At 70.5% G+C, this 22,174-nt stretch carries 18 protein-coding genes and 1 pseudogene; 7 read left to right on the top strand and 12 right to left on the bottom strand.

The genetic code is table 11. The features are described 5' to 3' along the window. Positions 1-379: 379 nt before the first annotated feature. The 5 genes from OG884_RS00390 to OG884_RS00370 all read left to right on the top strand — a co-directional run bounded on the left by OG884_RS00390 (position 380) and on the right by OG884_RS00370 (position 6,344). On the top strand, positions 380-1,996 hold the full coding sequence (locus OG884_RS00390; protein ID WP_326640966.1) for a glycoside hydrolase family 13 protein: 1,617 nt from the start codon (positions 380-382) through the stop codon (positions 1,994-1,996). After that, positions 1,986-3,038 carry a LacI family DNA-binding transcriptional regulator gene (locus OG884_RS00385; RefSeq protein ID WP_326640964.1) on the top strand — a complete coding sequence of 351 codons (1,053 nt, stop codon included), beginning with the start codon at positions 1,986-1,988 and terminating at the stop codon, positions 3,036-3,038. Before OG884_RS00390 ends, OG884_RS00385 begins: the two co-directional genes overlap by 11 nt. A 328-nt stretch (positions 3,039-3,366) precedes the next feature. Next, on the top strand, positions 3,367-4,605 hold the full coding sequence (locus OG884_RS00380; RefSeq protein ID WP_326640962.1) for a right-handed parallel beta-helix repeat-containing protein: 1,239 nt from the start codon (positions 3,367-3,369) through the stop codon (positions 4,603-4,605). A gap of 95 nt (positions 4,606-4,700) precedes the next feature. Next, on the top strand, positions 4,701-5,345 hold the full coding sequence (locus OG884_RS00375) for an amino acid-binding protein (protein ID WP_326640960.1): 645 nt from the start codon (positions 4,701-4,703) through the stop codon (positions 5,343-5,345). A 225-nt stretch (positions 5,346-5,570) separates the two neighbouring features. After that, a complete protein-coding gene (locus OG884_RS00370) occupies positions 5,571-6,344 on the top strand; it encodes a hypothetical protein (RefSeq protein ID WP_326640958.1) in 774 nt (257 codons plus the stop codon). 279 nt (positions 6,345-6,623) lie between these two features. On the opposite strand, the gene OG884_RS00365 is transcribed toward OG884_RS00370, so the two are convergent. Continuing rightward, positions 6,624-7,130 (bottom strand): ABC transporter ATP-binding protein, encoded by a 507-nt coding sequence (locus OG884_RS00365; protein ID WP_326640956.1) that lies wholly within the window; start codon positions 7,128-7,130, stop codon positions 6,624-6,626. 297 nt (positions 7,131-7,427) lie between these two features. On the opposite strand from OG884_RS00365, the gene OG884_RS00360 reads away from it, so the two are divergent. After that, entirely contained in the window at positions 7,428-8,492 is a 1,065-nt protein-coding gene (locus tag OG884_RS00360) for a LacI family DNA-binding transcriptional regulator (protein ID WP_326640954.1), read from the top strand. Positions 8,493-8,724: 232 nt separating this feature from the next. Here OG884_RS00360 and OG884_RS00355 read toward each other — a convergent pair whose 3' ends face one another. The 6 genes and pseudogenes from OG884_RS00355 to OG884_RS00330 all read right to left on the bottom strand — a co-directional run. Next, positions 8,725-9,051: a cupin gene (locus OG884_RS00355; protein WP_326640952.1), complete on the bottom strand. Its 327-nt coding sequence runs from the start codon at positions 9,049-9,051 to the stop codon at positions 8,725-8,727. A gap of 66 nt (positions 9,052-9,117) precedes the next feature. Next, positions 9,118-9,738, bottom strand: coding sequence for an AAA family ATPase (locus tag OG884_RS00350; RefSeq protein ID WP_326640951.1), 621 nt, complete (start codon positions 9,736-9,738; stop codon positions 9,118-9,120). A 375-nt stretch (positions 9,739-10,113) separates the two neighbouring features. Then, complete coding sequence (gene eda, locus OG884_RS00345) at positions 10,114-10,731, bottom strand: bifunctional 4-hydroxy-2-oxoglutarate aldolase/2-dehydro-3-deoxy-phosphogluconate aldolase (protein WP_326640948.1); 618 nt, start codon at positions 10,729-10,731, stop codon at positions 10,114-10,116. After that, positions 10,728-11,684 (bottom strand): glucokinase, encoded by a 957-nt coding sequence (locus tag OG884_RS00340; protein ID WP_326640946.1) that lies wholly within the window; start codon positions 11,682-11,684, stop codon positions 10,728-10,730. The genes eda and OG884_RS00340 overlap by 4 nt, the downstream gene beginning before the upstream one ends. A 43-nt stretch (positions 11,685-11,727) precedes the next feature. Beyond that, on the bottom strand, positions 11,728-13,596 hold the full coding sequence (gene edd / locus OG884_RS00335; RefSeq protein WP_326640944.1) for a phosphogluconate dehydratase: 1,869 nt from the start codon (positions 13,594-13,596) through the stop codon (positions 11,728-11,730). Between the two features lie 50 nt (positions 13,597-13,646). Next, a pseudogene (locus OG884_RS00330) lies at positions 13,647-13,868 on the bottom strand (glucose-6-phosphate dehydrogenase); the annotation flags it as partial. A gap of 300 nt (positions 13,869-14,168) precedes the next feature. Between OG884_RS00330 and OG884_RS00325 the strand changes: the two are divergent. Then, on the top strand, positions 14,169-15,371 hold the full coding sequence (locus OG884_RS00325; RefSeq protein ID WP_326640942.1) for an ROK family transcriptional regulator: 1,203 nt from the start codon (positions 14,169-14,171) through the stop codon (positions 15,369-15,371). A gap of 49 nt (positions 15,372-15,420) precedes the next feature. On the opposite strand, the gene egtD is transcribed toward OG884_RS00325, so the two are convergent. The 5 genes from egtD to OG884_RS00300 all read right to left on the bottom strand — a co-directional run bounded on the left by egtD (position 15,421) and on the right by OG884_RS00300 (position 22,103). Continuing rightward, positions 15,421-16,401 (bottom strand): L-histidine N(alpha)-methyltransferase, encoded by a 981-nt coding sequence (gene egtD / locus OG884_RS00320; protein ID WP_326640940.1) that lies wholly within the window; start codon positions 16,399-16,401, stop codon positions 15,421-15,423. A gap of 89 nt (positions 16,402-16,490) precedes the next feature. Next, positions 16,491-17,207 (bottom strand): ergothioneine biosynthesis protein EgtC, encoded by a 717-nt coding sequence (gene egtC, locus OG884_RS00315; RefSeq protein ID WP_326640938.1) that lies wholly within the window; start codon positions 17,205-17,207, stop codon positions 16,491-16,493. Further along, positions 17,208-18,545 carry an ergothioneine biosynthesis protein EgtB gene (egtB, locus tag OG884_RS00310; RefSeq protein ID WP_326640937.1) on the bottom strand — a complete coding sequence of 446 codons (1,338 nt, stop codon included), beginning with the start codon at positions 18,543-18,545 and terminating at the stop codon, positions 17,208-17,210. A 70-nt stretch (positions 18,546-18,615) separates the two neighbouring features. Continuing rightward, entirely contained in the window at positions 18,616-19,902 is a 1,287-nt protein-coding gene (gene egtA, locus OG884_RS00305) for an ergothioneine biosynthesis glutamate--cysteine ligase EgtA (RefSeq protein WP_326640936.1), read from the bottom strand. Between the two features lie 668 nt (positions 19,903-20,570). Continuing rightward, on the bottom strand, positions 20,571-22,103 hold the full coding sequence (locus OG884_RS00300; RefSeq protein ID WP_326640934.1) for a S1 family peptidase: 1,533 nt from the start codon (positions 22,101-22,103) through the stop codon (positions 20,571-20,573). Positions 22,104-22,174: the final 71 nt, after the last annotated feature.

The raw sequence follows: 22,174 nt of genomic DNA, 5'->3' as shown, positions 1-22,174 counted from the left end.
GTACTCCAGACCCGGCCGGACGGCTCCCCGACGCCGGCCGCCCCCCTTGAACCTGAGGAGAAACACATGCGGGAAAGTCGATCCTGCTGCACGCGACCCTGCTGGCCGCGGTCGCCGTCTCGCTGTTCCCGATCGTCTGGCTGGTCCTGACCTCGCTCAAGCCGCGCGACGGCTGGCTCTCCAGCGAGCTGGAGATCTTCAGCCAGCCGTCGCTGGACAACTACATCCGGGTGCTGACCGAGACGCAGTTCCCGACCTGGCTGCTCAACTCGGTGATCGTCGCCGGGCTGACCGTTGCCGGGCTTACCGCCGGTGCCACAAAGTCGTAACACCGCCGTGCTATTACATCCTGACATGTCACCTGATCGGGGGATTTAACATGACCGAGCTTGTCTATGCGGACCGTGCTGCCGGGACCGCCACCCGATGGTGGCGCGACGCGGTGATCTACCAGGTCTACGTGCGCAGCTTCGCCGACGGCAACGGCGACGGTGTGGGCGATCTGCTCGGCGCGCGCGGCAGGCTCCCGTACCTGGCGGACCTCGGGGTCGACGCGATCTGGCTCACCCCGTTCTTCACCTCACCGATGGCCGACTTCGGCTACGACGTGGCCGACTACCGGGACGTGGACCCGATCTTCGGCTCGCTGGACGACGCCAGGGCGCTGATCGACGACGCGCACGGGCATGGCCTGCGGATCATCATGGACGTGGTGCCCAACCACACCTCCGACCAGCACGCCTGGTTCGCGGAGGCGGTGGCGGCGGGTCCGGGAGCCCCCGCGCGCGAGCGTTACATCTTCCGCCAGGGCCGGGGCGCGGCCGGAGAGCTGCCGCCCAACGACTGGGAGTCGATCTTCGGCGGCTCCGCGTGGACCCGGCTGCCGGACGGCGAGTGGTACCTGCACCTGTTCGCACCCGAGCAGCCCGACCTGAACTGGGAGAACCCCGAGGTTCACGCGGAGTTCGAGTCGATCCTGCGGTTCTGGCTCGACCTGGGGGTAGACGGCTTCCGCATCGACGTCGCCCACGGCATGGTCAAGGCCGAAGGACTGCCCGATGTCGGGCACAGCGACCATATCCGGATGATCGGCACCGACGTGGTGCCGTTCTTCGACCAGGACGGCGTGCACGAGATCCACCGCGCCTGGCGCAGGCTGCTCGACTCCTACCTCGGAGAGCGGATCGGCGTCGCCGAGGCGTGGGCACCGTCCCCGCAGCGGCTGGCCAACTACGTCCGTCCCGACGAGCTGCACCAGGCGTTCAACTTCCACTTCCTCAACACCCCCTGGGCGGCGGAGGGGTTCCGTGCGGTCATCGAGGAGTCGCTGGCGACCGCCGGGCTGGTCGGCGCGCCCAGCACCTGGGTGCTCTCCAACCACGACGTCAAGCGCCACCTCACCCGGTACGGCGGCGGCGAGGTCGGTCTGCGCCGCTCCCGCGCCGCGGCCCTGCTGATGCTCTCCCTGCCCGGCTCGACCTACGTCTACCAGGGTGAGGAGCTCGGCCTGCCCGAGGTTCTCGACCTTCCCGAGGAGTTCCTGCGCGACCCGCAGCGGCTCCGCAGCCCCGACGACGGCCGTGACGGCTGCCGGGTGCCGCTCCCCTGGTCCGACGGCGAGCCGCACTTCGGCTTCAGCCTGCCGGGCGTCAACGGGACATGGCTTCCCATGCCGTCCTCCTGGGGCCCGCTCAGCGTCGAGTCCCAGCTGGAGGATCCGGCCTCCACGCTGAACCTGTACCGGGACGCGCTCCGGATCAGGCGCGAGTGGACGGCCTTCGGCGACACCCCGCTGGCCTGGCTCGACTCCCCGGAGGGAACGCTGACCTTCACCCGCGACGCCGGCTTCACCTGCACCGTCAACCTCACCGGCGACCCCGTGGAGCTGCCCGCCCCCGGACGGGTTCTGCTGGCCAGCGCCGAGCCGGTCGTCCAGGGCGGTGTCGCGTGCCTCGCCCCCGACTCCGCCGTCTGGTGGCAACGCGATGACGCCTAGTGTCGTCGGCCCGCTCGGCAACGGCACCGCCCGGCTGACCGACATCGCCGCGCAGGCCGGGGTCAGCGAGGCCACGGTCAGCCGGGTGCTCAACGGCAAACCCAGCGTGTCGCAGGCGACCAGGCAGGCGGTGCTGACCGCGCTCGACCTGATGGGGTACGAGCGCCCGCAGCGGTTGCGTCAGCGCAGCAACGGGCTGATCGGCCTGGTCACCCCGGAACTGGACAACCCGATCTTCCCGGCGTTCGCCCAGGCGTTTGAGAAGACGTTGACCCAGCACGGCTACACCCCGGTGCTCTGCACCCAGCTGCCCGGCGGCGCGGTCGAGGACGAGTTCACCGAGCTGCTCGTGGAGCGCGGGGTCAGCGGCATCGTCTTCGTCTCCGGGCTGCACGCCGACGTCACCGCGCGTTCGGACCGCTACACCCAGCTGATCGGGCAGGGCGTGCCCATCGTCCTGCTCAACGGGCACGCCGCCGACGTCCCCGCCCCCTTCATCTCTCCTGACGACCGGGCCGCGGCACGGCTGGCGGTTCAGCACCTGGTCGACCTGGGGCACGAGCGGATCGGCCTGGCCGTGGGGCCACGCCGGTTCGTGCCGGTGATCAGGAAGATCGAGGGGTACCGGCGGGCGATGGCGCAGCTGCTGGGGGCGACGGACGTCGACGAGCTGATCTCGCATTCGCTGTTCTCCGTGGAGGGAGGTCAGGCGGCGGCGGCGCAGCTGCTTGAGCGCGGCTGCACGGGGATCGTGTGCGCGTCGGACCTGATGGCGCTGGGCGCGATCCGGGCCTGTCGTGACCGGGGTCTTTCGGTGCCGGGGGAGGTGTCGGTGGTGGGGTTCGACGACTCGCCGTTGATCGCGTTCACCGACCCGCCGCTGACCACCGTGCGCCAGCCGGTCCAGTCGATGGTGACCTCCGCGGTCCACACCCTCCTGGAGGCCATCGCCGGCACCCCGGGACAGCACTCCGAACTGATCTTCCAGCCCGAGTTCATCGTCAGGGGATCGACGGGATCCGGCCCCAAGGTACTTCGCTGACGACCTTTCTCCCCTGACCCTCCTCCCGCCGGTCCTCCGGCACCTCCCTCGGGAGAACACGCCTACTCCGAGCTGCTCGACCGGGTCAGAGAGGTGCCGGTGGGGGCGGTGACGCACCGGTTCCACTGTGCGGCTGGAGCCGCCATGGGATCCACGCCGTCGAACCGCCCCGGAGCGCGCGGGTGAAGCGGAGGTAACGACCGGCTGTGGGTCCGCCCTTGCAGATCGCTGAGTAAACCCCGGATGTGCGAAGATCTGCGCCTGACACACCCGTGGTGAGGCGATGGAGAGTACCAGAATGAACTCGACGAGACGGTGGGCCACTCCGGTGGCAGTGGCTTTCGTGGTGGGAGGCATGCTCGTCGCGCTCCCAGAGGCCACCGTGGCCGCGGCAGGCACCGTTTACTACGTCGACTCCAGGGCGGGTGACGACTCCGCGGCGGGCACCTCGGCCACGGCGCCCTGGCGCAGCCTGGAGAACGTCAACGCCGCCACCCTGCGCCCCGGTGACATCGTGCGTCTCAAGCGTGGCAGTGGCTGGCCGGGCGCGTTGACGCTGTCCGGCCGGGGCACCGCCGCCAGTCCCATCTCGGTCGAGCCGTACGGCAAGGGCGCGGCCCCGAAGATCAGCGGCAGGGACGAGGCGTGCGTGGTGATCTCAGGCTCCTACGTGCGGGTGGTGGGGGTGCGGGCCACCAACTGCCGGTGGGCCGGCTTCGAGGTCGGCGGCAGCCGTAACGAACTCGACCGCGTCATCGCCGACCGTAGCGTCACCGGGGTCCACTTCTTCGGCGCGTACAACGTCGTCAAGAACAGTGTCCTGACCGACAACAACCGTATGAGCGTCAACGACGAGGGTGGCGACGACGACTCCGGCGCCTTCGGCGTGCTGCTCAACGGTGACGACAACCTCGTCACCGGGAACCTGATCACCGGCAGCTACGCGAGCAGCAAGGACTACGGCACCGACGGCGCCGCCGTCGAGGTGTTCAACGGTGACCGCAACCGGATCACCCACAACGTGGCCAGGGAGAACAAGACCTTCGTCGAGCTGGGCGCGCAGAAGGGCAAGACCGCCGAGGGTAACGTCTTCGCCCACAACGTGGTGACCGCCTCGCGCAAGAGCACGTCCTTCCTCGTCACGCGCGGTGCCCGCCACGCGGTCGGGCCGGTGAAGGGCACCATCGCGGTGCACAACTCGGTTTACCTGTCCGCTCGCAGCACCCTCGGCTGGGCCTGCCACGACGGTTGCTCGCCGAGCATCCTGAAGCTGCGCAACAACGTCATCGTGGTCGGCGGGCAGGTGGGTTTCGAGGACGGCAAGGGAGCCGATGAGGACGCCGGCGTCTACAAGGGCCGTTCCCTCAAGTTCAAGCTCGGTCCCAGGTCGATCGTGGCCGATCCCCGCTTCAAAAGCCGGAAGGACCTGCGGCTGAGCCCCGGCTCTCCGGCGTTCGGCCGCGGTGTGAAGCTCGATCCCGCCTGGTACGGAGGCGCGCCCCTGGCCCGTGACCTGTCCGGCGCCGCACTGCCCGGAATCCCCGCCGCCGGAGCTTATCAATCCTGATTTTTACGCATTCTAGGTCTTATTCTGGACATCTTTCCGGAACCTTCGTGAAACCTGGCTAGGACAGTGTGGTGCGCAGAGCGAGGTGATCGGCAATGATGTTGCGGCTACGTATTTCCTTCCCCGACAGGCCGGGGGCCCTGGGGCAGGCGGCTCGGGCGCTCGGCGCGCTGGGCGCGGACATCCTTCAGGTGACGGTCCTGGAACGTGAGGTCGGCCGGGCGGTGGACGACTTCACGGTCTCCTGGCCCGGCACTGTGGACGCCGAGACGGTCAGGGACCGTCTCTCGGGCGTCCCGGGGATGAAGGTCGAGGGTGTCTGGCCCACCCGTGAGATCCCCGGCGCCGCGCCGGACTACGACCTGCTCAAGTACGTCGCCGCCGATCCGGGCAGGGCGCTGGCCACCCTCGTGGACGCCCTGCCCGACCTGGTGAGCGCCGAGTGGGCGGTGACCATGTCGTCGGAGAGCGGCGAGTTCGTCCACCGCAGCTGGCAGGCGCCGTCCGCCCTCGACGGGGCGGGTGGTCTCGTCGACGTCAAGGCGGCGGACCTCGCCACGTTACGACCCGCAGTCCTCGGGTCGGGCGATCACCAGCTGATGAGCATTCCGATGCCCGGGATGAGCATGCACCTGGTTCTTGCCCGCACCGACGGCCCGCCCTTCCACCGCGTCGAGCTGGATCGTGCCATCCGCGTCTTGGAGATCGTCTCCATCGTGGGGCGTACCTCCCAAGCGTGAGTGTTTCCGATATGTCGGATATTGGGTAGAAGGTGGGAAGTGGTGTGGTGCCACTTCCCGTGACCGTGCCACGTCGCCCGTCGTGACCGGCTCCGTCGAAGTCGTCCGGCTACGGCCCGGCAGGCGGGTAACCAGCGCGCACGTCCGCGTCAGCTCTCCCCCCGATGGACAGCAGCAGGTCATATCGGTACCGGGCCCTCGCGGGTCCGCGAGGAGGGCAGCCTGATGCCTAAGCACCACCACATCGTGGCCACGAGCCTGCTGGGGCTCTGCCTGGGCACGAGCACGGCCTGCGGGAGCGGGAACTGGACGGCCAGGGTCGGGGTTCCCGCCGATCCGGCGCGAAACTCCAGCCCCGGGCGGAGCGCCGAACCCACCACGAGCCCAGGTGCCACGAGCCCAGGTGCCACGAGCCCGGGTTCCGTGAGCCCCGCTCCGGGGCAGAGCACCGGTGCTGCACCCGTGCCCAAGGGTTTCAAACCGATCGGCGGCCCCGCCAACGGGGTCAGCGTCGCGGTTCCGAAGGAATGGGTCGCGATCGACCTGACCAAGGACGATCTCAACAAGGGGCTGAAGAACAGCGGACTGTCCGGCCCCACTCTGGAGCAGGCCAAGAAGAGCCTGCAGCCCCTGGTCGACAACAGGGGAATCTGGGCGGCGGACCCCGAGTCGGCCAAGACCTCCCCGAACGGGTTCCCGACCAACCTCAACGGCTTCTGCCAGGCCGGCCGGCAGACCTCGACGGACCAGCTGATCAAGGAGACCAGAGCCCAGTTGGAGCAGCTCAAGGCCAAGGTCATCGCGGCGGGGAAGGTGACCATCGGCTCCAGGGAGGCGGCACGGATCGTCTACTCCTTCCCGACCAACGGCGTCGACGTCAAGGGCACCCAGTACTACGTGCCGACCGAGAACAAGACCTGCATCGTCACGCTCAGTACCGACGTCGAAGGCAAACAGGAGCTTTTCGACCGGATCGGTCAGACGATCCGGCCGGTCTGACGGCCGCCTCGAATCCTCGGAGACCGCCGCAGCCCCGCCGCGCACCCGCCCGGCCCATGGCCGCTCCGGGTCAGCGCTGCGGAGGGTCGATGCGGGCGCCGTCCATGGTGAAGAGCATCAGGCGGGTGACGTCGACACCCACCTTGGCGGACTCGCCGGCCCGCCAGACCGGGCGGGAGCCGAGGCGGACGATGAGGTCGGCGCGGCGGTGGTGGCCGCCGCTGACGTGCTCCTGCTCCTCGTGCGGCTCGGCGTCCTCGTCGAATAGGTTGCCGGGGATCAGCCGGCGCAGGACCGACGATGATCTGGTGGCCGACGTACTGGGAGATGACGTACGCCCTGGGGTCGGTCCAGGGGATCACGATCTGGTGCGGGCCGAAGTCCAGCAGGATGAACTGGTTCTGCGGGGTGCGGACGGTGGCCGCGAGCAGGCAGTTCCGTCACGCGTTCCCTGACCAGCGTGGGATCGGTCTTGGCGATCTCCAGCGGGAAGGCGATGTTGCCGCGTACGGTCCGGTGCGGGTAGAGCGCGCCGTTCTGGAAGACCATCGCCACGTCGCGGTCGCGGGGAGCCAGGTCGTTGGCGAGCGTGCCACCCAGCCACAGGTCCCCTTCGCTGACCTCCTCCAGGCCCGCGATCATCCGGAGCAACGTGGACTTACCGCAGCCGGAGGGGCCCAGCAGAACGAGCAACTCCCCGTTTTCCGCGCGCAGGCTCAGGCGATCGACCGCGAGGTATCCACCTGGGTATACCTTGCTCACATTGTCGAGGACGACGGTACTCATGCTCGCTCGTTCCTCCCGGGCGCCCCCGCCCGGATCCCATGCCGTGTGATTGATGAGGTAGTACATCGCGGCACTTGCCCGTGTGTCCATAGATGTCATTAGAAATTGCTCATCCGAAGGTTACTTCTCCATTTCCTGCACGTGACGGTTAGTCGCGACCGAAGAGCTTTACCGAAATGCCAGTGCGAGGGATGGGATGTTACAGTTTGCGAAAAGTTGCAGAAACGAATTTCACTGCGGGTGTCGGATGCCGATCGGTTTGCGCCTGGTTCGGCCACATGGTGGGGTGACTCCTTGATGGACGGTGAGCTCGCGCAGACCTCACGCTCCCGCTCCGACGGGACGGCGATCCGGCTGGCCGACATCGCCGCGCAGGCCGGGGTCAGCGAGGCCACGGTCAGCCGGGTGCTCAACGGCAAACCCAGCGTGTCGCAGGCGACCAGGCAGGCGGTGCTGGCCGCGCTCGACCTGATGGGGTACGAGCGCCCGCAGCGGTTGCGTCAGCGCAGCAACGGGCTGATCGGCCTGGTCACCCCGGAACTGGACAACCCGATCTTCCCGGCGTTCGCCCAGGCGTTTGAGAAGACGTTGACCCAGCACGGCTACACCCCGGTGCTCTGCACCCAGCTGCCCGGCGGCGCGGTCGAGGACGAGTTCACCGAGCTGCTCGTGGAGCGCGGGGTCAGCGGCATCGTCTTCGTCTCCGGGCTGCACGCCGACACCACGGCCAAGATGGACCGTTACACCCGCCTGGCCGAGCGCGGGCTGCCGATCGTCCTGCTCGACGGCTACAGCGAGCGGATCGATGCCCCCTTCATCTCTCCTGACGACCGGGCCGCGGCACGGCTGGCGGTTCAGCACCTGGTCGACCTGGGGCACGAGCGGATCGGCCTGGCCGTCGGCCCCGGCCGGTTCGTGCCGGTGATCAGGAAGATCGAGGGGTACCGGCGGGCGATGGCGCAGCTGCTGGGGGCGACGGACGTCGACGAACTGATCTCGCATTCGCTGTTCTCCGTGGAGGGAGGTCAGGCGGCGGCGGCGCAGCTGCTTGAGCGCGGCTGCACGGGGATCGTGTGCGCGTCGGACCTGATGGCGCTGGGCGTGATCCGGGCCTGCCGTGACCGGGGTCTTTCGGTGCCGGGGGAGGTGTCGGTGGTGGGGTTCGACGACTCGCCGTTGATCGCGTTCACCGACCCGCCGCTGACCACCGTGCGCAAGCCCATCGGCGCCATGGCCTCGGCGGCGGTGGTCACCCTCCTGGAGGAGATCAACGGAGTCCGCGCCAAGCACGTAGAGCTGATGTTCCAGCCCGAGCTCGTCGTACGCCGCTCGACCGGCTCGGGTCCGCTGGTCAACCGTTAGACATGCTCGCCGGTGAAAGGTCTGACCCCTACGACCACCTGGCCGACGAGGTGATCGACGATCCCATCGGTGTCGCGGTCCCCCGTCTCTGCCGGTCCCTCGCCTGACGGAGGGCGGGGCGGCCCGGTCACCGGCGACCTCCACGGGTGGGTCGCCGCGTCCCGCGAACGGGGGCCGCCGGGATCGAACGGGTGAGGACGACGGCTACCCGCTGGATGTCACCCGGCCGATCTCACTCGGAGATGTTGACGACACTGGTGAGGATGACCGCGGAATCCTCGTCGGCCTTCAGAGAGTGCCGTCGCTGTGGGATCGGGGCGGCCTGCCCCGTGCCGAGTTCGATGCTCTGCCCCTCCTCGACGATCTGTACCCGCCCCGACAGGACGTGCAGGCTCGCGGCCGGCGGGGCGTCGTGGTCACCGAGGACCGTCCCCGCGGTCAGCACGATGACCGCCTGGCGTAGCGTGCCCTCGTTGAGGTAGGTGTGGGCGCTACGGCCGTGCGCGCTCTCCCTGGCGAGGGCGAGATGTTCCTCGGCGAGAGCCAGTACGTCGATCATGTGTTCCTCCCGGTTGTTCTGAACCTGCCCTGGGAGGGGAATGCGCAGAGCCAGGCGGAGGTAAAGTCATCCGTCTCGCCGGGTGGGGGGCCGCTCGTCGAAGCGGATGGCCCGGAGCAGGTCCGCGGCGGGACGATCGAGGATCGTGACGCCCGTGGCCGGAGGGAGCACGCCGCTGCGGGCACGCTCGATGAGCACCCGCCAGCGGCGGCAGTGCCGGGCGAAGGTGGTGTCCGTGACGACCCGGCCGCGCGAGAACTGTCCGTCGCGTGCCGTGCCCGGCTCCACGTCGAGCAGGATCAGGTGGATCTCGCTGCCGACCCTGCGCGCCAGCCATGCGAAGCCGTAGAGGATGTGCGGCCATGTGCCGCGGGTGTGCGCGACGACGCCGTGCCCCTTCAGCAGGGCGCGGGCGATCCGCACCACGTGGGTGGTGTGCACCAGCGGGATGCGGGCTCGCGGCGGGATCGGGCCGAGGTAGCGGGCCCACCAGTTGCGGGACTGGCGCGAGTCGACGACGCGGACCTCACCGGCGTGGACCGGTTCCCTCTCGTCGCCGCGCAGTCCGTACAGCCGGTCGAGCAGGGTGCTCTTGCCCGCGCCGGGGAGCCCCGCGAGGAGCACCAGCGATCCCGCCGGATAGTGCAGATCCTCGACAAAGGACCGGCTGGCCGGTGTGGTGGCCATCACGTGCACCTCGCAGGAAAGGGGACTCACCCCATAATGCGTCTCGCGGGCCTCCCACGGCGGAATCGAGTTCGCCGCCGATCCGGCGGGCGCCGGAGGGGACGGCGTCCGTGCGGAGGAAAGCCGGGAAGGCGGTACCTGCCGGGGCGGGAGACCGTCGGTGGGCATGCTCACTCCTCGAATGCGCTCGGTCATTCGAGGTCTCCTTCACCCGCACCTCGCGGGCAACCGTCCGGGGACGCCGCAGAGCGTCCGTATTGACCGGGGCGGTTCTTGGGAAGTACTCCCCTCGTTTGTTCAAGGTTAAGGGAATCCGGCCGGTGGCGTGGTCACCGAGAGGAGACTCTCCGGTGACCACGCGGCGCCGGCCCCCTGCTAGCGGCGGAGGGCGGCCGCCTCGGTGGCCAGTTTCTCGATCCGCGCGTAGTCACCGGTGGCGAGCGCGTCGGCGGGGGTGAGCCAGGTCCCGCCCACGCAGCCGACGTTCGGCAGTGCGAGGTATTCGGGGGCGGTCGCGGGCCTGATGCCGCCCGTGGGGCAGAACCTGATCTGCGGCAGCGGGCCGCCGAGCGCCTTCAGGTAGGGCAGGCCGCCGGCGGCCTCGGCCGGGAAGAACTTCATCTCGGTCACCCCGCGCTCGGCCAGTGCCATGACCTCGGACGCGGTCGCCGCGCCGGGCAGGAACGGCACCCCGCCGGCCTCCAGGGCGTCGACCAGCTTCGGGGTGGTTCCCGGGCTGACCAGGAACGCGGAACCGGCCGCCACCGAGGCGGCCACGTCGGCCGGGGTGCGGACGGTGCCCGCGCCGATCACCGCCTCGGGGACCTCGGCGGCGATGCGCGCGATGGCGTCCAGGGCGGCGGGGGTGCGGAGGGTGACCTCGATGACCGGCAGGCCGCCCGCGACCAGGGCGCGGGCCAGGGGGACCGCGGTCTCCGGGTCGTCGATCACGACGACCGGGATGACGGGGGCGATGTCGAGCAGGCTACTCACACGTACTCCAGGTTGGACAGGCGCTGGTTCAGCCACGCCGCCGCGCCGGCCAGGGCGGGCTGTGGGGCCACGATCAGCGTGGTGGCGATGCCGGAAAGGTAGTCGTTCAGGGTGGGGGTGGCTTCGAAGCGGCGGCGGAAGTCGCTGGAGCGGACCCGGTCCACGATACGCGGCAGCACGCCGCCGCCCAGGTAGATCCCGCCCCGGGCGCCGAGGGTCAGGGCGACGTTGCCGGCGAAGGTGCCGAGCATGGCGCAGAAGACCTCGACGGTCTGCGCGCACAGCGAGTCGTCCATCCGGGCCACGATGTCGGAGGCCGACAGTCTTGGCGCGTTCATCCCGCGGACGAGGGCGAGCCCCCGGTGCAGGCGTGACAGCCCCGGCCCGGAGAGCAGGTGCTCGGCCACCACGTGCTCCAGGCCGTCCGCGCGCAGCGCCCGGACGATCTCGTGGTCGCGCTCGTCGAGGAGCGGCATGGTGACGTGGCCGCCCTCCCCGGGGATCGGCACCCAGCCCTCGGCGGCGGGTACCAGGCCGCCCACGCCGAGGCCGGTTCCGGGGCCGAGTACGGCCTTGACGCCGCGTGAGGGCTCCGGGCCGCCCAGACAGACCAGGTCCTCGCCCCGCAGGTACGGCAGGGACGCGGCCAGGGCCTCGAAGTCGTTGAGCAACCAGGCGTTCGGGATGCCCAGCTCGCGCACCGACCCTGTCCATCCGGCGTTGGTGAGCCGGTAGCGGTCGCCCTCCACGGGCCCCGCGATCGCGACGCACGCGGCTCCCGGCCGAACTCCGCTCGCATGGTCTGCGAGATAGGCGGCTACGGCTTCGGGGAGGCCGTCGTGTTCCGCGCCCGCGAGCACGGCCACTGTATCGGGCTGACCGCCGGGCTCGGTGACCAGCCCGAACCGGGCGTTGGTGCCGCCGACGTCCGCGACGAGCCAGGGAAGGCTCACATGATCTCCTTCGCGGGTCGTATCGGAGGGAGGGTGCGCGCGATCATGCCCGGCCGCCGTCCGCGACGGCCTCGGCGTAGCCGTTCAGGGCGAAGATGCCCGCGCCGCGCTCGGCCGGGCCCACCGTGTGGCGGAAGGCGCCGAACAGTTCGCGGCCGGTGCCCACCCACTGGGCGTCGGTGAGCGGCGCGCCATGAGGGGACCGGGCGGTCAGCTCGTCGGCGGGGACCAGCAGCTCCAGGGTGCCGGCGGCGGCGTCGAGGCGGATCGGGTCGCCGTCCAGCACCAGCGCGATGGGGCCGCCGTCGGCGGCCTCCGGCGACAGGTGGATGGCGGCGGGAACCTTGCCCGACGCGCCGGACATGCGGCCGTCGGTGACGATCGCCACCCGCTGTCCCCGGTCCAGCAGCACCGCCATCGGCGGGGTGAGCTTGTGCAGCTCGGGCATGCCGTTCGCGCTCGGCCCCTGGTAGCGGATGACCGCCACGAAGTCCTGCCCGTCGAGCTCGCCCGCGTCGAAGGCGCGCAGCAGCTCCAGCTGGTCGTCGAAGACCTTGGCGGGGGCCTCGATGACCAGGTGTTCGTCCTTGACCGCGGAGACCTTGCTGACCGCGCGCCCCAGATTGCCGTTGAGCATGTGGATGCCGCCGTCGGCGGAGAACGCGTCGGAGACCGGGCGCAGCACGTCCAGGTCGGTGCTGCCCTCGGTGCGCTCCTGCCAGACCAGCTCGCCGTCCTTGAGCTCGACGGCCGAGCGATAGTGGTCCAGCCCGCGCCCGGCGACGGTCAGCACGTCGCCGTGGAGCAGCCCGGAGTCCAGTAGGTCGCCGATGAGCACCTGCATGCCGCCCGCGGCCTGGAAGTGGTTCACGTCCGCCTGGCCGTTGGGGTACATGCGGGTCAGCAGCGGCACGACCTTCGACAGCGCGGCCAGGTCGTCCCAGAGGAGCTCGATGCCCGCCGCCGCGGCGATGGCGACGATGTGCATCGTGTGGTTGGTCGAGCCGCCGGTCGCCAGCAGCGCCACGCAGGCGTTGACTATCGCCTTCTCGTCGACGACCTCGCCCACCGGGGTGTATTCGTCGCCGTGCGCGGTCAGCGCCACCGCCCGCCTGCCCGCCTCCTTCGTCAGGGCCTCGCGCAGCTCGGTGTGCGGGTTGACGAAGGTCGAGCCCGGCAGGTGCAGGCCCATGACCTCGATCATGACCTGGTTGGAGTTGGCGGTGCCGTAGAAGGTGCAGGTGCCGGGGGAGTGGTAGGACTTCGCCTCGGCGTCGAGCAGCTCGCCCCTGCCGACCTTGCCCTCGGCGAACAGCTGCCGGGTGCGGGCCTTGACCTTGTTGGGCAGGCCGGAGGTCATCGGCCCGGCGGGGACGAACACCGCGGGCAGGTGGCCGAAGTGCAGCGCCCCGATCAGCAGGCCGGGAACGATCTTGTCGCAGACGCCGAGCATGAGGGAGGCGTCGAACATGTCGTGCGAGAGCGCGATCGCGGTGGCCATCGCGATGACCTCGCGGCTGTAGAGCGACAGCTCCATGCCCGCCCGGCCCTGGGTGATGCCGTCGCACATCGCGGGCACGCCGCCGGCGAACTGCGCGACGCCGCCGGCCTTCCTGACGGCCGCCTTGAGGATCGCCGGGTAGGTCTCGTAGGGCTGGTGCGCCGAGAGCATGTCGTTGTAGCTCGACACGATCGCCACGCCGGACTTGACGCCGGCCCGCAGGTCGCGCTTGTCGCTTTCTCCCACGCCGGCGAAGCCGTGGGCCAGGTTGGCGCAGCCCAGGCTCGCCCTGGCGGGACCGCGCCGGCGGGCCGCCTCTGCCTCGGCGCGCAGCCGGGCCAGGTACGCGGTGCGGCTGGGGCGGCTCCGCTCGGCCAGCCGGTCTGTCACTTCTTGGATCACGGGATGCATCCGGTCTCCTGCGTCGCGGTCGGTTCGGTCTGTGCGCTGTTCCCGGCCGCTCACGCCAGTCCCTCCCCGTGCAGGCCGCGGCCGCTGCGGCCGACGAGTTCGTGGGCCGAGGCGGGGCCCGCGCTGCCCGCGGGGTAGGGCTCGGGCGCCGTGCCCCGTGACTCCCACTCGCTGATGATCGGATCGATCCACCGCCAGGCGGCCTCGACCTCGTCGCGCCGCATGAACAGGGTCGGGTTTCCGGCCAGGACGTCCATGAGGAGCCGCTCGTGAGGCGGGGTGACCAGGCCCGCGCGGTGTGCCTCCCGGCAGAACGGGCCGAACGTCATGGGCGGGCCGGCCAGGTAGGGGAGGAGCTTCCGGATGGAGAGGTCACCTGTGCCACCGAAGACGATGAGGTCGGCGGGTTGCGGGGTCTCGGCCATGGGGGGAGCGCTCCGTGATGATCTACCGAACTTGGGGATAGATCGGACAGTAGCCATATCTTGCGCTCCACACAACCCGAGTTTTGTAATTTGAGATGAGAAAGTACGTAGTTTTCATTCCCTAAGCAGGTGTGGTTCACTTGGCCGATGCCTCGACGTCCCGCTGCCGCGCTGGCCACCAGTGGTGAGGTGCTACGCCTCATCCGCTCCGGTGAGGCGGTCACGCGCGCCGACATAGGGCGCGTCACCGGTCTGTCCAGGCCCGCGGTGTCCCTGCGCGTCACCGAACTGCTGGAGCGGCGCCTCGTCGTGGAGGACACCGAGGGCCCCTCCACCGGAGGTCGTCCGCCCACCCGCCTGGTCCTGAACGCCTCCGGGGGCCTCGTCCTGGTCGGCTCGCTGGGCGCGAGCCGCGCGCAGGTCGCCGTCTGCGACCTGACGGGCGAGGTGGTGGCCCGCGCGGAACTGTCCGTGGACGTGGAGGAGGGCCCTGACGTCGTCCTCCCCCTGGTCATGCAGACCTGGAGCGAGCTGCTCGGCGACCGCCCGGCCTCCCTGGTCCGCGGCGTCGGCCTGGGCGTCCCGGCCACCGTCGAGTTCGCGGCCGGACGCACGGAGAGCACCCGGATCATGGCCGGCTGGACGGGCGTGGCCATCCCGCCGATCATCGCCGAGCGCTTCCCCGTTCCGGTCCTCCTCGACAACGACGTGAACGTCATCGCCATCGGCGAGCACCGCGCGATCTACGCGGGCGAGGCCGATGACCTGCTGTTCATCAAGGTCTCCACCCGGATCGGCTCCGGGGTCATCGCCGGCGGCGAGATCCTGCGGGGGGCACTGGGCGCCGCGGGGGAGATCGGGCACATCCCGGTCCGCGACGGCGGGGGAGTGCTCTGCCGCTGCGGCAACATCGACTGCGTCGACTCGGTCGCCAGCGGTACCGCGATCCTGCGCGAGCTCCGCGCCCGGGGGCACGAGGTCAAGACCATGGCCGACGTGGTGAGCCTGGTCCGCTCAGGCGACGCGGAGACCATGACCGTGGTCCGCAACGCCGCCCGGATGCTCGGCGAGGTCGTCGCCAGCGCGGTCAACCTGCTCAACCCCGCGGTGGTCGTGCTCGGCGGCGATGTGGCGGAGACCTTCCAGCCGATGGTCTCAGGGGTCCGCGAGGTGATCCACCGCCGCTCGACGGCCCTGGCGACCCGTAACCTGCGCATCGAGCGCAGCCGCCTCGGCCCGGGCGCCGGGATCGTCGGCTGCGCCCACATGGTCCTGGATCACATCCTCTCCCCGGAGGCCGTCGACTCCGCCGTCTGGCAGACGGTCCGTCCCGTCCGCTCCCTCGTCTGACACCCGTCCCCTCGTCGGCGTCACCGCCCGGCGCTCAGGTCATCAGTGATCACGTGCCGGCCAGGACGAGGCTGAAGTCGCCGGTCGGGTCGGTGTAATGGTGGATCACCCCGAATCCGGCCGTTACCAGCTCTCGCCGCAGGCCCTCGGGGCGGAACTTGGCGCTGATCTCGGTACGCATCTCCTCCCCGGAGGCGAAGGAGACCCGCAGGCCGAGGCCGGCGATCCGCACGCGCATGGCGCGGCTCGCGCGCAGCCGCATCTCGATCCACTCGTGCCGCGCGTCGTACAGCGCGACGTGCTCGAAGGCGTCCGGGGCGAAATCTGCGCCCAGCTCCCTGTTGATCACGTGCAGGACGTTCCGGTTGAAGGCCGCGGTCACCCCGCTCACGTCGTCGTAGGCCGCGACCAGCCGGTCGGTGTCCTTGACCAGGTCCGCGCCGAGCAGGAAGGTGTCGCCGGGACGTAGCGTGGCACGCAGCTCCTTCAGGAAGACCTCGCGTGCCGCCGGGGCGAGGTTGCCGACGGTGCCGCCGAGGAAGGCCACCAACCGCTGTCCCGTACGGGGCAGCAGTGCCAGGTGCGCCTCGAAGTCGGCGCAGATCGCGTGCACGGTCAGGCCGCGGTAGCGCCAGGTGAGCCACCGCGCGGCGTCGCCCAGGGTCGCTGCGTCGACGTCCACCGGAGTGTAGGCGCGCAGCGTCCCCGTCGCGGAGAGGGCGTCGAGCAGCAGCACGGTCTTCTCGCTGGTCCCCGAGCCGAGCTCGACCAGGGTGTCGGCGCCGGCGCGCGTGGCGATGTCGAGGGCGTGCCGGCGCAGGATGGCCAGCTCACGGCGGGTGGGGTAGTACTCGGGCAACCGGGTGATCCGGGAGAACAGCTCGCTGCCGGCCTCGTCGTAGAACCACTTGGGCGGCAGCCATTTGGGAGTCGACGTCAGCCCGGTGCGGACGTCGTGTTCGAGTGCCTGGCGAAGGTGGTCGCGGCCGAGATGGTCGACCAGGTGTACGGCTGACTGGCTGACTGACACGGGGGCCTCCTGGGTCCGTGGGTCACGGGTCCCGGCTCGCCGGTCCCTGACCGGGGTGCTGTGCTTTCCTGTGGTCCGGCTCCGCTCTGTCACAGTGGCTGGACGCGCACGCCGTCCGCGGAGGCGAGGACCAGGGTCCGATCCGGTACGGCCTGCCAGCCGGGCCGATCGTCCAGTGGTTCGCTCGCCACGAGCACGCCGTCGCGCGGATGGTCTCCGAGGTGGAGGAAGAACGTGTCGCCCCAGACGGTCGCGGCGATCGACCCGCCGTCGCAGGCGAGCAGGTTCAGCCGGGCGTCGGGATCCTTCACCCCGGCATGGGTGACGACCTCGACCAGGGCCTCGCCGAGCGGGGCGCCCGCTCGTCGCCGGGCGAACACCGCGGCGGCGAGCCACGCGGAGTCGCAGGAGCTCTCCGCGTCGTCGGTGAGTTCCCTGATCGCCTCCCGTGCGACCCGGCCGTTGTGGCTGAGCAGCCACGGCCCGTCGGCGAAGGGCGCGGTCGCGCTCTCCTCGATCGGCATCCCCGCCGTGGCCGACCGTACGGTGGCCAGCAGGCAGCCGGAGCGGGCGACCCGGGCGAGGCCGGTCAGGTTGGCGTCCGCCCAGATGGGGATCGTACGGCGGTAGCGGACCGGTTCGGCGCGGGAGGCGTCGTACCAGCCCATGCCGAAGCCGTCGGCGTTGACGGTGCCGTAGCGCTGCAGGCGCGGGGCGTGGGACTGCCGGAGCAGGCCGTGGCCGGGTTCGTGGATCAACGAGGCCAGCAGTCGGGGAGCGCCCAGCCAGGCCGCGTGGCGGCACATCTACCCTCGCTCCGGCGGGGGTACGGGGAAGCGCGCGGGGCACTGATCCGGGGAGGCCGAGCGGGCACATCGGAAGCCGGAGAAGATCTGCCTGCGGGCCGGGCGGTCCCAGTTCCTGAACGTGGTGCGGACCACGGCCGGGTCGGACGCCCAGGATCCGCCGCGCAGCACCCGGTGGCGAGAGTCGAAGAACACCTCGCTGTACTCGCGGTAGGGGAAGCTGTGGAAGCCGGGGTGGGGCAGGAACCACGAACCGGTCCACTCCCACACGTCCCCGATCATCTGCTCGGTGCCGTAGGCGCCCGCCCCCGCCGGGAAGGCGCCGAGCGGTGCGGGCCGTGCCGCCCGGTGCCCGAGGTTCGCCGTGGCGGGCCCGGGGTCGTCGTCCCCCCACGGATATCTCCGCGCCCGCCCGGCCTCGGGGTCCCAGCCACAGGCCTTCTCCCACTCGGCCTCGGTGGGCAGCCGCCTGCCGGCCCATCGGGCGTAGGCGTCGGCCTCGTACCAGCACACGTGCTGGACGGGCTCGTCCATGGGGACGGGCTCGGTCCGGCCGAAGCGGGTACGCCACCAGGTGCCGCCGTCGGAGATCCAGAACAGCGGGGCGAAGGCGCGGCTCCGCTGCCGCCAGAGCCGGCCCTGCGGAGACCACCAGCGGGGATCGTCGTAGCCGCCGTCGGCGATGAAGTCCGCGTAGGCGCGGTTGCCGACGGGGAACCTGTCGATCCAGTAGCCGGGCAGGTCGAGCCGGTGGGCGGGGCGCTCGTTGTCGTAGGCCCACGGCAGGATGTCGGTGCCCATCGTGAAGGGACCCGCGGGGACGAACACCTCGTCGGCACCCGAGGGCCGGCCGGGCGGCAGGTCGCCGTCGCGGACCAGGCCCGGTTCACCGGACAGCTGCAGGGTGGCGAGCATCGTCTCGTCGTGCTGGTGCTCGTGCTGGATCACCAGGCCGAAGACGAAGCCGTCCCGGTGCAGGGGGTCGGGGTCGTGCGGGTCGATCGCGTCCAGGACGTCCAGCACCCGGCCGCGCACGCCCTCGATGTAGCGGCGCGCCTGGTCCGGTCCCAGGATGGGCAGGGCCGTGCGGCCCGCGCGCGGATGCCTGAACGCGTCGTACAGGTCGTCGATCTCCGGGCGGAGCGGGGTGATCCCGCCGACCTGCCGCAGCACCCACAGCTCCTCGTAGTTGCCGACGTGCGCCAGATCCCACACCAGCGGCGACATCAGCGGCGAGTGCTGCCTGACCAGCAGGTCGTCCTCGGCGTCGGTGTAGGCGGTGGACCGGCTCCGCGCGGCGGTCAGCCCGGCGGCGATCCGTTCCTTGAAGTCGCTCATCAGATACCTCCGTGGTGGAGATTCCGGGTCCCGGCTCCGGTCAGGTCCTGAGCCGGCCTTGAGGAGGACGTCAGATCCGTCCTTCCCGGGCCAGCCAGTCGGGCAGGCGCCGTCCCGGCCCTCCGGCCAGATCCAGCAGATCGGCGGCCGGGGAGCGGCCGGGGCTCACGTGGCGGTTGGCGAACGAGGCGACCTCGCAGACCAGGGCCGGTGCCGCTCCCAGCCTGGGCAGCGCCGCGAGGGCGGCGCGGAAACAGGCGTCGGCGGCCCTTCGCAGCATCGGGTCGGCCAGGCCGCGGCGTGCCGCCCGTAGCCACATCCCCGCGCACGGCTCGGCCGCGGCCAGCGCCGAGTCGGCCGCGCGGTCGTCCGTCACCAGGGCGTGGGTCACCGCCGCGCACACCGGCCAGCTCGCCGGGTGCTGGGCGTCGAGGTAGCGGATCTCCAGCCAGCCGCGCGGCCGTACGGGTGGGAAGAGCGTCGTGGCGTGGTAGGTCAGGTCCGCCAGGGTCGGCGGCCGCGCGGCCGCGGCCAGCAGGTCGCGGAAGGTCGAGCCGTCGCGGACCGGGTGGTACCGCGTGCCCTCGGCGTCCCCGGCGTCCCCGGCGTCCCCGGCGTTCTCCGGGTTCTCAGGGCTCTGCGGGGCCTCGCGCACGGCCATGAGGCGGGCGTCGAGCAGGTACTCGGCCCAGTCGGCGGCGGGGTCGCCGGTGGCGGGGACGGCGGCCGTCCGAGTGCGGTCGAGCCGCTCCCACACCGCCTGGCGGCCCGACATCCACCCACATGGCCGGCTCTCGCTGAGCGGCGAGTTGGCGAAGGCCGCCACCAGGACGGGACCCAGCAGGTGGGCGCGCTCCCACCGCGTCGCGGGTCTCTCGCCCAGGTCCAGGTTGACCTGGATCGACGCCGTCGAGCACATCATCAGCGCCCCGTACGGCATGCCGAGAAACTCCGCCATCGCCTCGTACCGGGGCAGGCGCAGCTGCCGCCGGGCCGGCCGCAGCGGGTCGAGTCCCACTCCGACCGGCACCAGGCCGGCGTCCCGCAGCGCTTCGCGCACGGCGTCCACATCGGCGGTGAGGCGGGTGATCGCGTCGGGCAGCGAGCCCGGTGGTCCGGAGAGCTCCAGCTGGCCGCCAGGCTCGAAGGTCACCAGGCTCCCGCCGGGTAGCCGTGGCAGGGCTTCGGCGATCCTGCCCCACGGAACCTGGCGGGCGGGAGCCGTACGGTCGAAGACCAGGAACTCCAGCTCGACTCCCACCTGCTCGCCGGGGGAGGCGAGAAAGCACTGTCGTGCGAAGGCCTCCACGTCCGAGGCGTTCCGGATCAGCGTGTTCTCGGTCGCCAGACCGGTCATCCCCGTCCCCTTTCGACATTTATCTGTGGATTTACAGACTCGTGCGGTGGTGCAGGGGGCGGACGGTTTCATTGAGTAACGGTGGTGTGGCGCCCTGTTTCGACTCCCGGGCATCGCGGCGCCATGTCCGTCGGGGTGCTCCCGGAAGCGATGATGTGCCTAGGGGGAAAGTTCCCATTATGAGTGATTTCGACACATTTGCCGGTTCGGCTGAACGGTCGCCTCCCCGGCGCCCCGTGACCGGGCTGGAGACCGCGTGCCGTCGGTCACGCCGTTGTCAGCCACGCCGTTGTCGGCTGCGCCGTTGTCGGTCACGCCGTTGTGCCGTGCGGATTCGTCAGCGGTCCCCGAAGGGGTGATCGCAGGAAAGGGGCGCCGAGACACCTTTGACTCTCCTGATCGTCTCTTCCTCCTTCCGGGGGGCAGCGGAAGATAATATAAGATGTGAAAAAAGTTCGGTCCCCTTGAGAAACGCTTTGGTAACACGGAGGAGAGGTAGGTGCGGGTCACCCGTGAGGTGGGGTTCCCGACAGGAGCGGGATGCCGGACACCGGGTGGGTGCCCATAGCGATGGGGCACCCACGGCCGGGCTCCGCTACGCGGGAATCCTCAAGGGGCCGCGAGGACGGTGTGGCGGGAATCTCCGGCGGTTCGCGCCGGGAAGGACGTCACGGCGTCTTGTACTTCAGGGTGTAGGGGCCGGAGCCGCTCGCGGAGGTCACGCGGTAGCGGTAGTAGCCGCGCGTACCGGTGTAGCTGGTCTGCTCGTCGGGCCCAGGGCTGTCGGAGGTGGCGACGGTGACCCAGGTCATGCCATTCCATTTCTGCAGGAAGAGGTCGAAGTCGACGCTGCCGTCGCTGTCCAGGCAGGCGGAGTGCTGGCCGGTGACCGTCGTCTGGTAGTAGCTGTTGTTCGGCTGGTAGGCGGACTGGCCGTTACCGAGCCTGCCGGTGACCGTCTTCGGATAGCCGCTGCAGGAGGATGCGCTCGGCGGGGTGGTGCCCGGTGGGGTGGTGCCCGGTGGGGTGGTGCCCGCGCCCACGGTCGTCAGGGTCAGGCCGTAGGTGGTGAGGATCTCGTCGACCGGCTGGAAGTAGGTGACGCCCCCGGAGGTGCAGTTGCCGGAGCCGCCGGAGGTGACCCCCTGGGCCTGGTCCACGGAGATGAACGAGCCGCCCGAGTCGCCGGGCTCGGCGCAGGCGCTGGTGCGTACCAGTTGGGAGACGGTTCCCTGGGGGTAGGTGACGCTGGTGTCGCGTTGCTGGATGGTGCCGCAGTGCCAGCCGGTGGTGGAGCCGGACCGGCAGACCGAGGCGCCCTCGATGGCCGCCCTGGAGCCGGTGACGGGCACGGTGCCTCCGGCGCCGTTGTTCACCGTTGGAGTGGGCGTCCAGTTGGCGTTCACCGAGATCCAGGCGTAGTCACTGCCGGGGAAGGCCGACCCCTGGAAGACACCCTGAGGGAGCCGGTTGGAGCCGCTCGTGGTGTCGCCCTGCTTGCCGCAGTGACCGGCGCTGACGAAACCGTTCTGGGACTGGCGGACCACGGAGAAGCCGATGGAGCAGCGCTCCGTCGTGCCGATGTAGTAGGCGTTGCCGCCCACGAGGTCGTCGAGGAGTCTGGGGGTCTCGTCGGAGGGCTCCACCTTCACCGCGACCGGGTCCGCACCGGAGGCCTCCAGAGCGTTCGAGGCTATCGCGACATCCTTGGAGAGGACGACCACCTTGTTGGTCCGCACGTCGATGTAGCGTACGGCTCCGGTGTCCTTGTGGGCAGCCGGAGTGTTGTCCACCTGATTCTTGATGGCGGCGAGGTCCGCCAGGGAGCGTGTGACGATCTCGGCCCGGGCGCCTGTGGCGACGATCTGGGGGATGTCGGCCTCGGAGGTGGTGGCGACCACGAGTCGCTGCGCGACGATTCCGACGAACCAGGAACCGGCGAAGCGCTCACCGAGCTTCCCGCGCAGGTCCGCCTCGACCCCTGCCAGGCGGGCCTCGTTGACCAGGCGGGTCTGGGCCTGCTCCTTGGTGAGGTGCAGGTCGCGCTGGAGTGCCTCGATCATGCCCGCCGGCGGCTTCCAGGCGCCCGGGGCGGCAGGAGCGTTCGCGGCCCTGGGCTGGGCGGTGGCCGGGACGGGCACCAGGGCGAGCGCGGTGATGGCCAGGGCGCACCCCGTGGTGATGGCGTGTCTGCGGGACATGGGTCTCTCCTCGACCTCAGCTTTCCGGGCATGAGGGGGGAGAACGCCACATATCACAGGGTGATCATGCG

The sequence above is a fragment of the Streptosporangium sp. NBC_01755 genome, from assembly GCF_035917995.1.
Classification (GTDB): Bacteria; Actinomycetota; Actinomycetes; order Streptosporangiales; family Streptosporangiaceae; genus Streptosporangium.
This window is presented reverse-complemented; position numbering and strand designations above follow the sequence as displayed.

Bases quoted from the DNA above. Each gene is read 5' to 3' on its own strand.
- OG884_RS00390 (WP_326640966.1), top strand. From the start codon at position 380: ATGACCGAGCTTGTCTATGCGGACCGTGCTGCCGGGACCGCCACCCGA.
- OG884_RS00385 (WP_326640964.1), top strand. From the start codon at position 1,986: ATGACGCCTAGTGTCGTCGGCCCGCTCGGCAACGGCACCGCCCGGCTG.
- OG884_RS00375 (WP_326640960.1), top strand. From the start codon at position 4,701: ATGATGTTGCGGCTACGTATTTCCTTCCCCGACAGGCCGGGGGCCCTG.
- OG884_RS00370 (WP_326640958.1), top strand. From the start codon at position 5,571: ATGCCTAAGCACCACCACATCGTGGCCACGAGCCTGCTGGGGCTCTGC.
- OG884_RS00365 (WP_326640956.1), bottom strand. From the start codon at position 7,130: ATGAGTACCGTCGTCCTCGACAATGTGAGCAAGGTATACCCAGGTGGA.
- OG884_RS00360 (WP_326640954.1), top strand. From the start codon at position 7,428: ATGGACGGTGAGCTCGCGCAGACCTCACGCTCCCGCTCCGACGGGACG.
- OG884_RS00355 (WP_326640952.1), bottom strand. From the start codon at position 9,051: ATGATCGACGTACTGGCTCTCGCCGAGGAACATCTCGCCCTCGCCAGG.
- OG884_RS00350 (WP_326640951.1), bottom strand. From the start codon at position 9,738: ATGGCCACCACACCGGCCAGCCGGTCCTTTGTCGAGGATCTGCACTAT.
- edd (WP_326640944.1), bottom strand. From the start codon at position 13,596: ATGCATCCCGTGATCCAAGAAGTGACAGACCGGCTGGCCGAGCGGAGC.
- OG884_RS00325 (WP_326640942.1), top strand. From the start codon at position 14,169: ATGCCTCGACGTCCCGCTGCCGCGCTGGCCACCAGTGGTGAGGTGCTA.
- egtC (WP_326640938.1), bottom strand. From the start codon at position 17,207: ATGTGCCGCCACGCGGCCTGGCTGGGCGCTCCCCGACTGCTGGCCTCG.
- egtB (WP_326640937.1), bottom strand. From the start codon at position 18,545: ATGAGCGACTTCAAGGAACGGATCGCCGCCGGGCTGACCGCCGCGCGG.
- egtA (WP_326640936.1), bottom strand. From the start codon at position 19,902: ATGACCGGTCTGGCGACCGAGAACACGCTGATCCGGAACGCCTCGGAC.
- OG884_RS00300 (WP_326640934.1), bottom strand. From the start codon at position 22,103: ATGTCCCGCAGACACGCCATCACCACGGGGTGCGCCCTGGCCATCACC.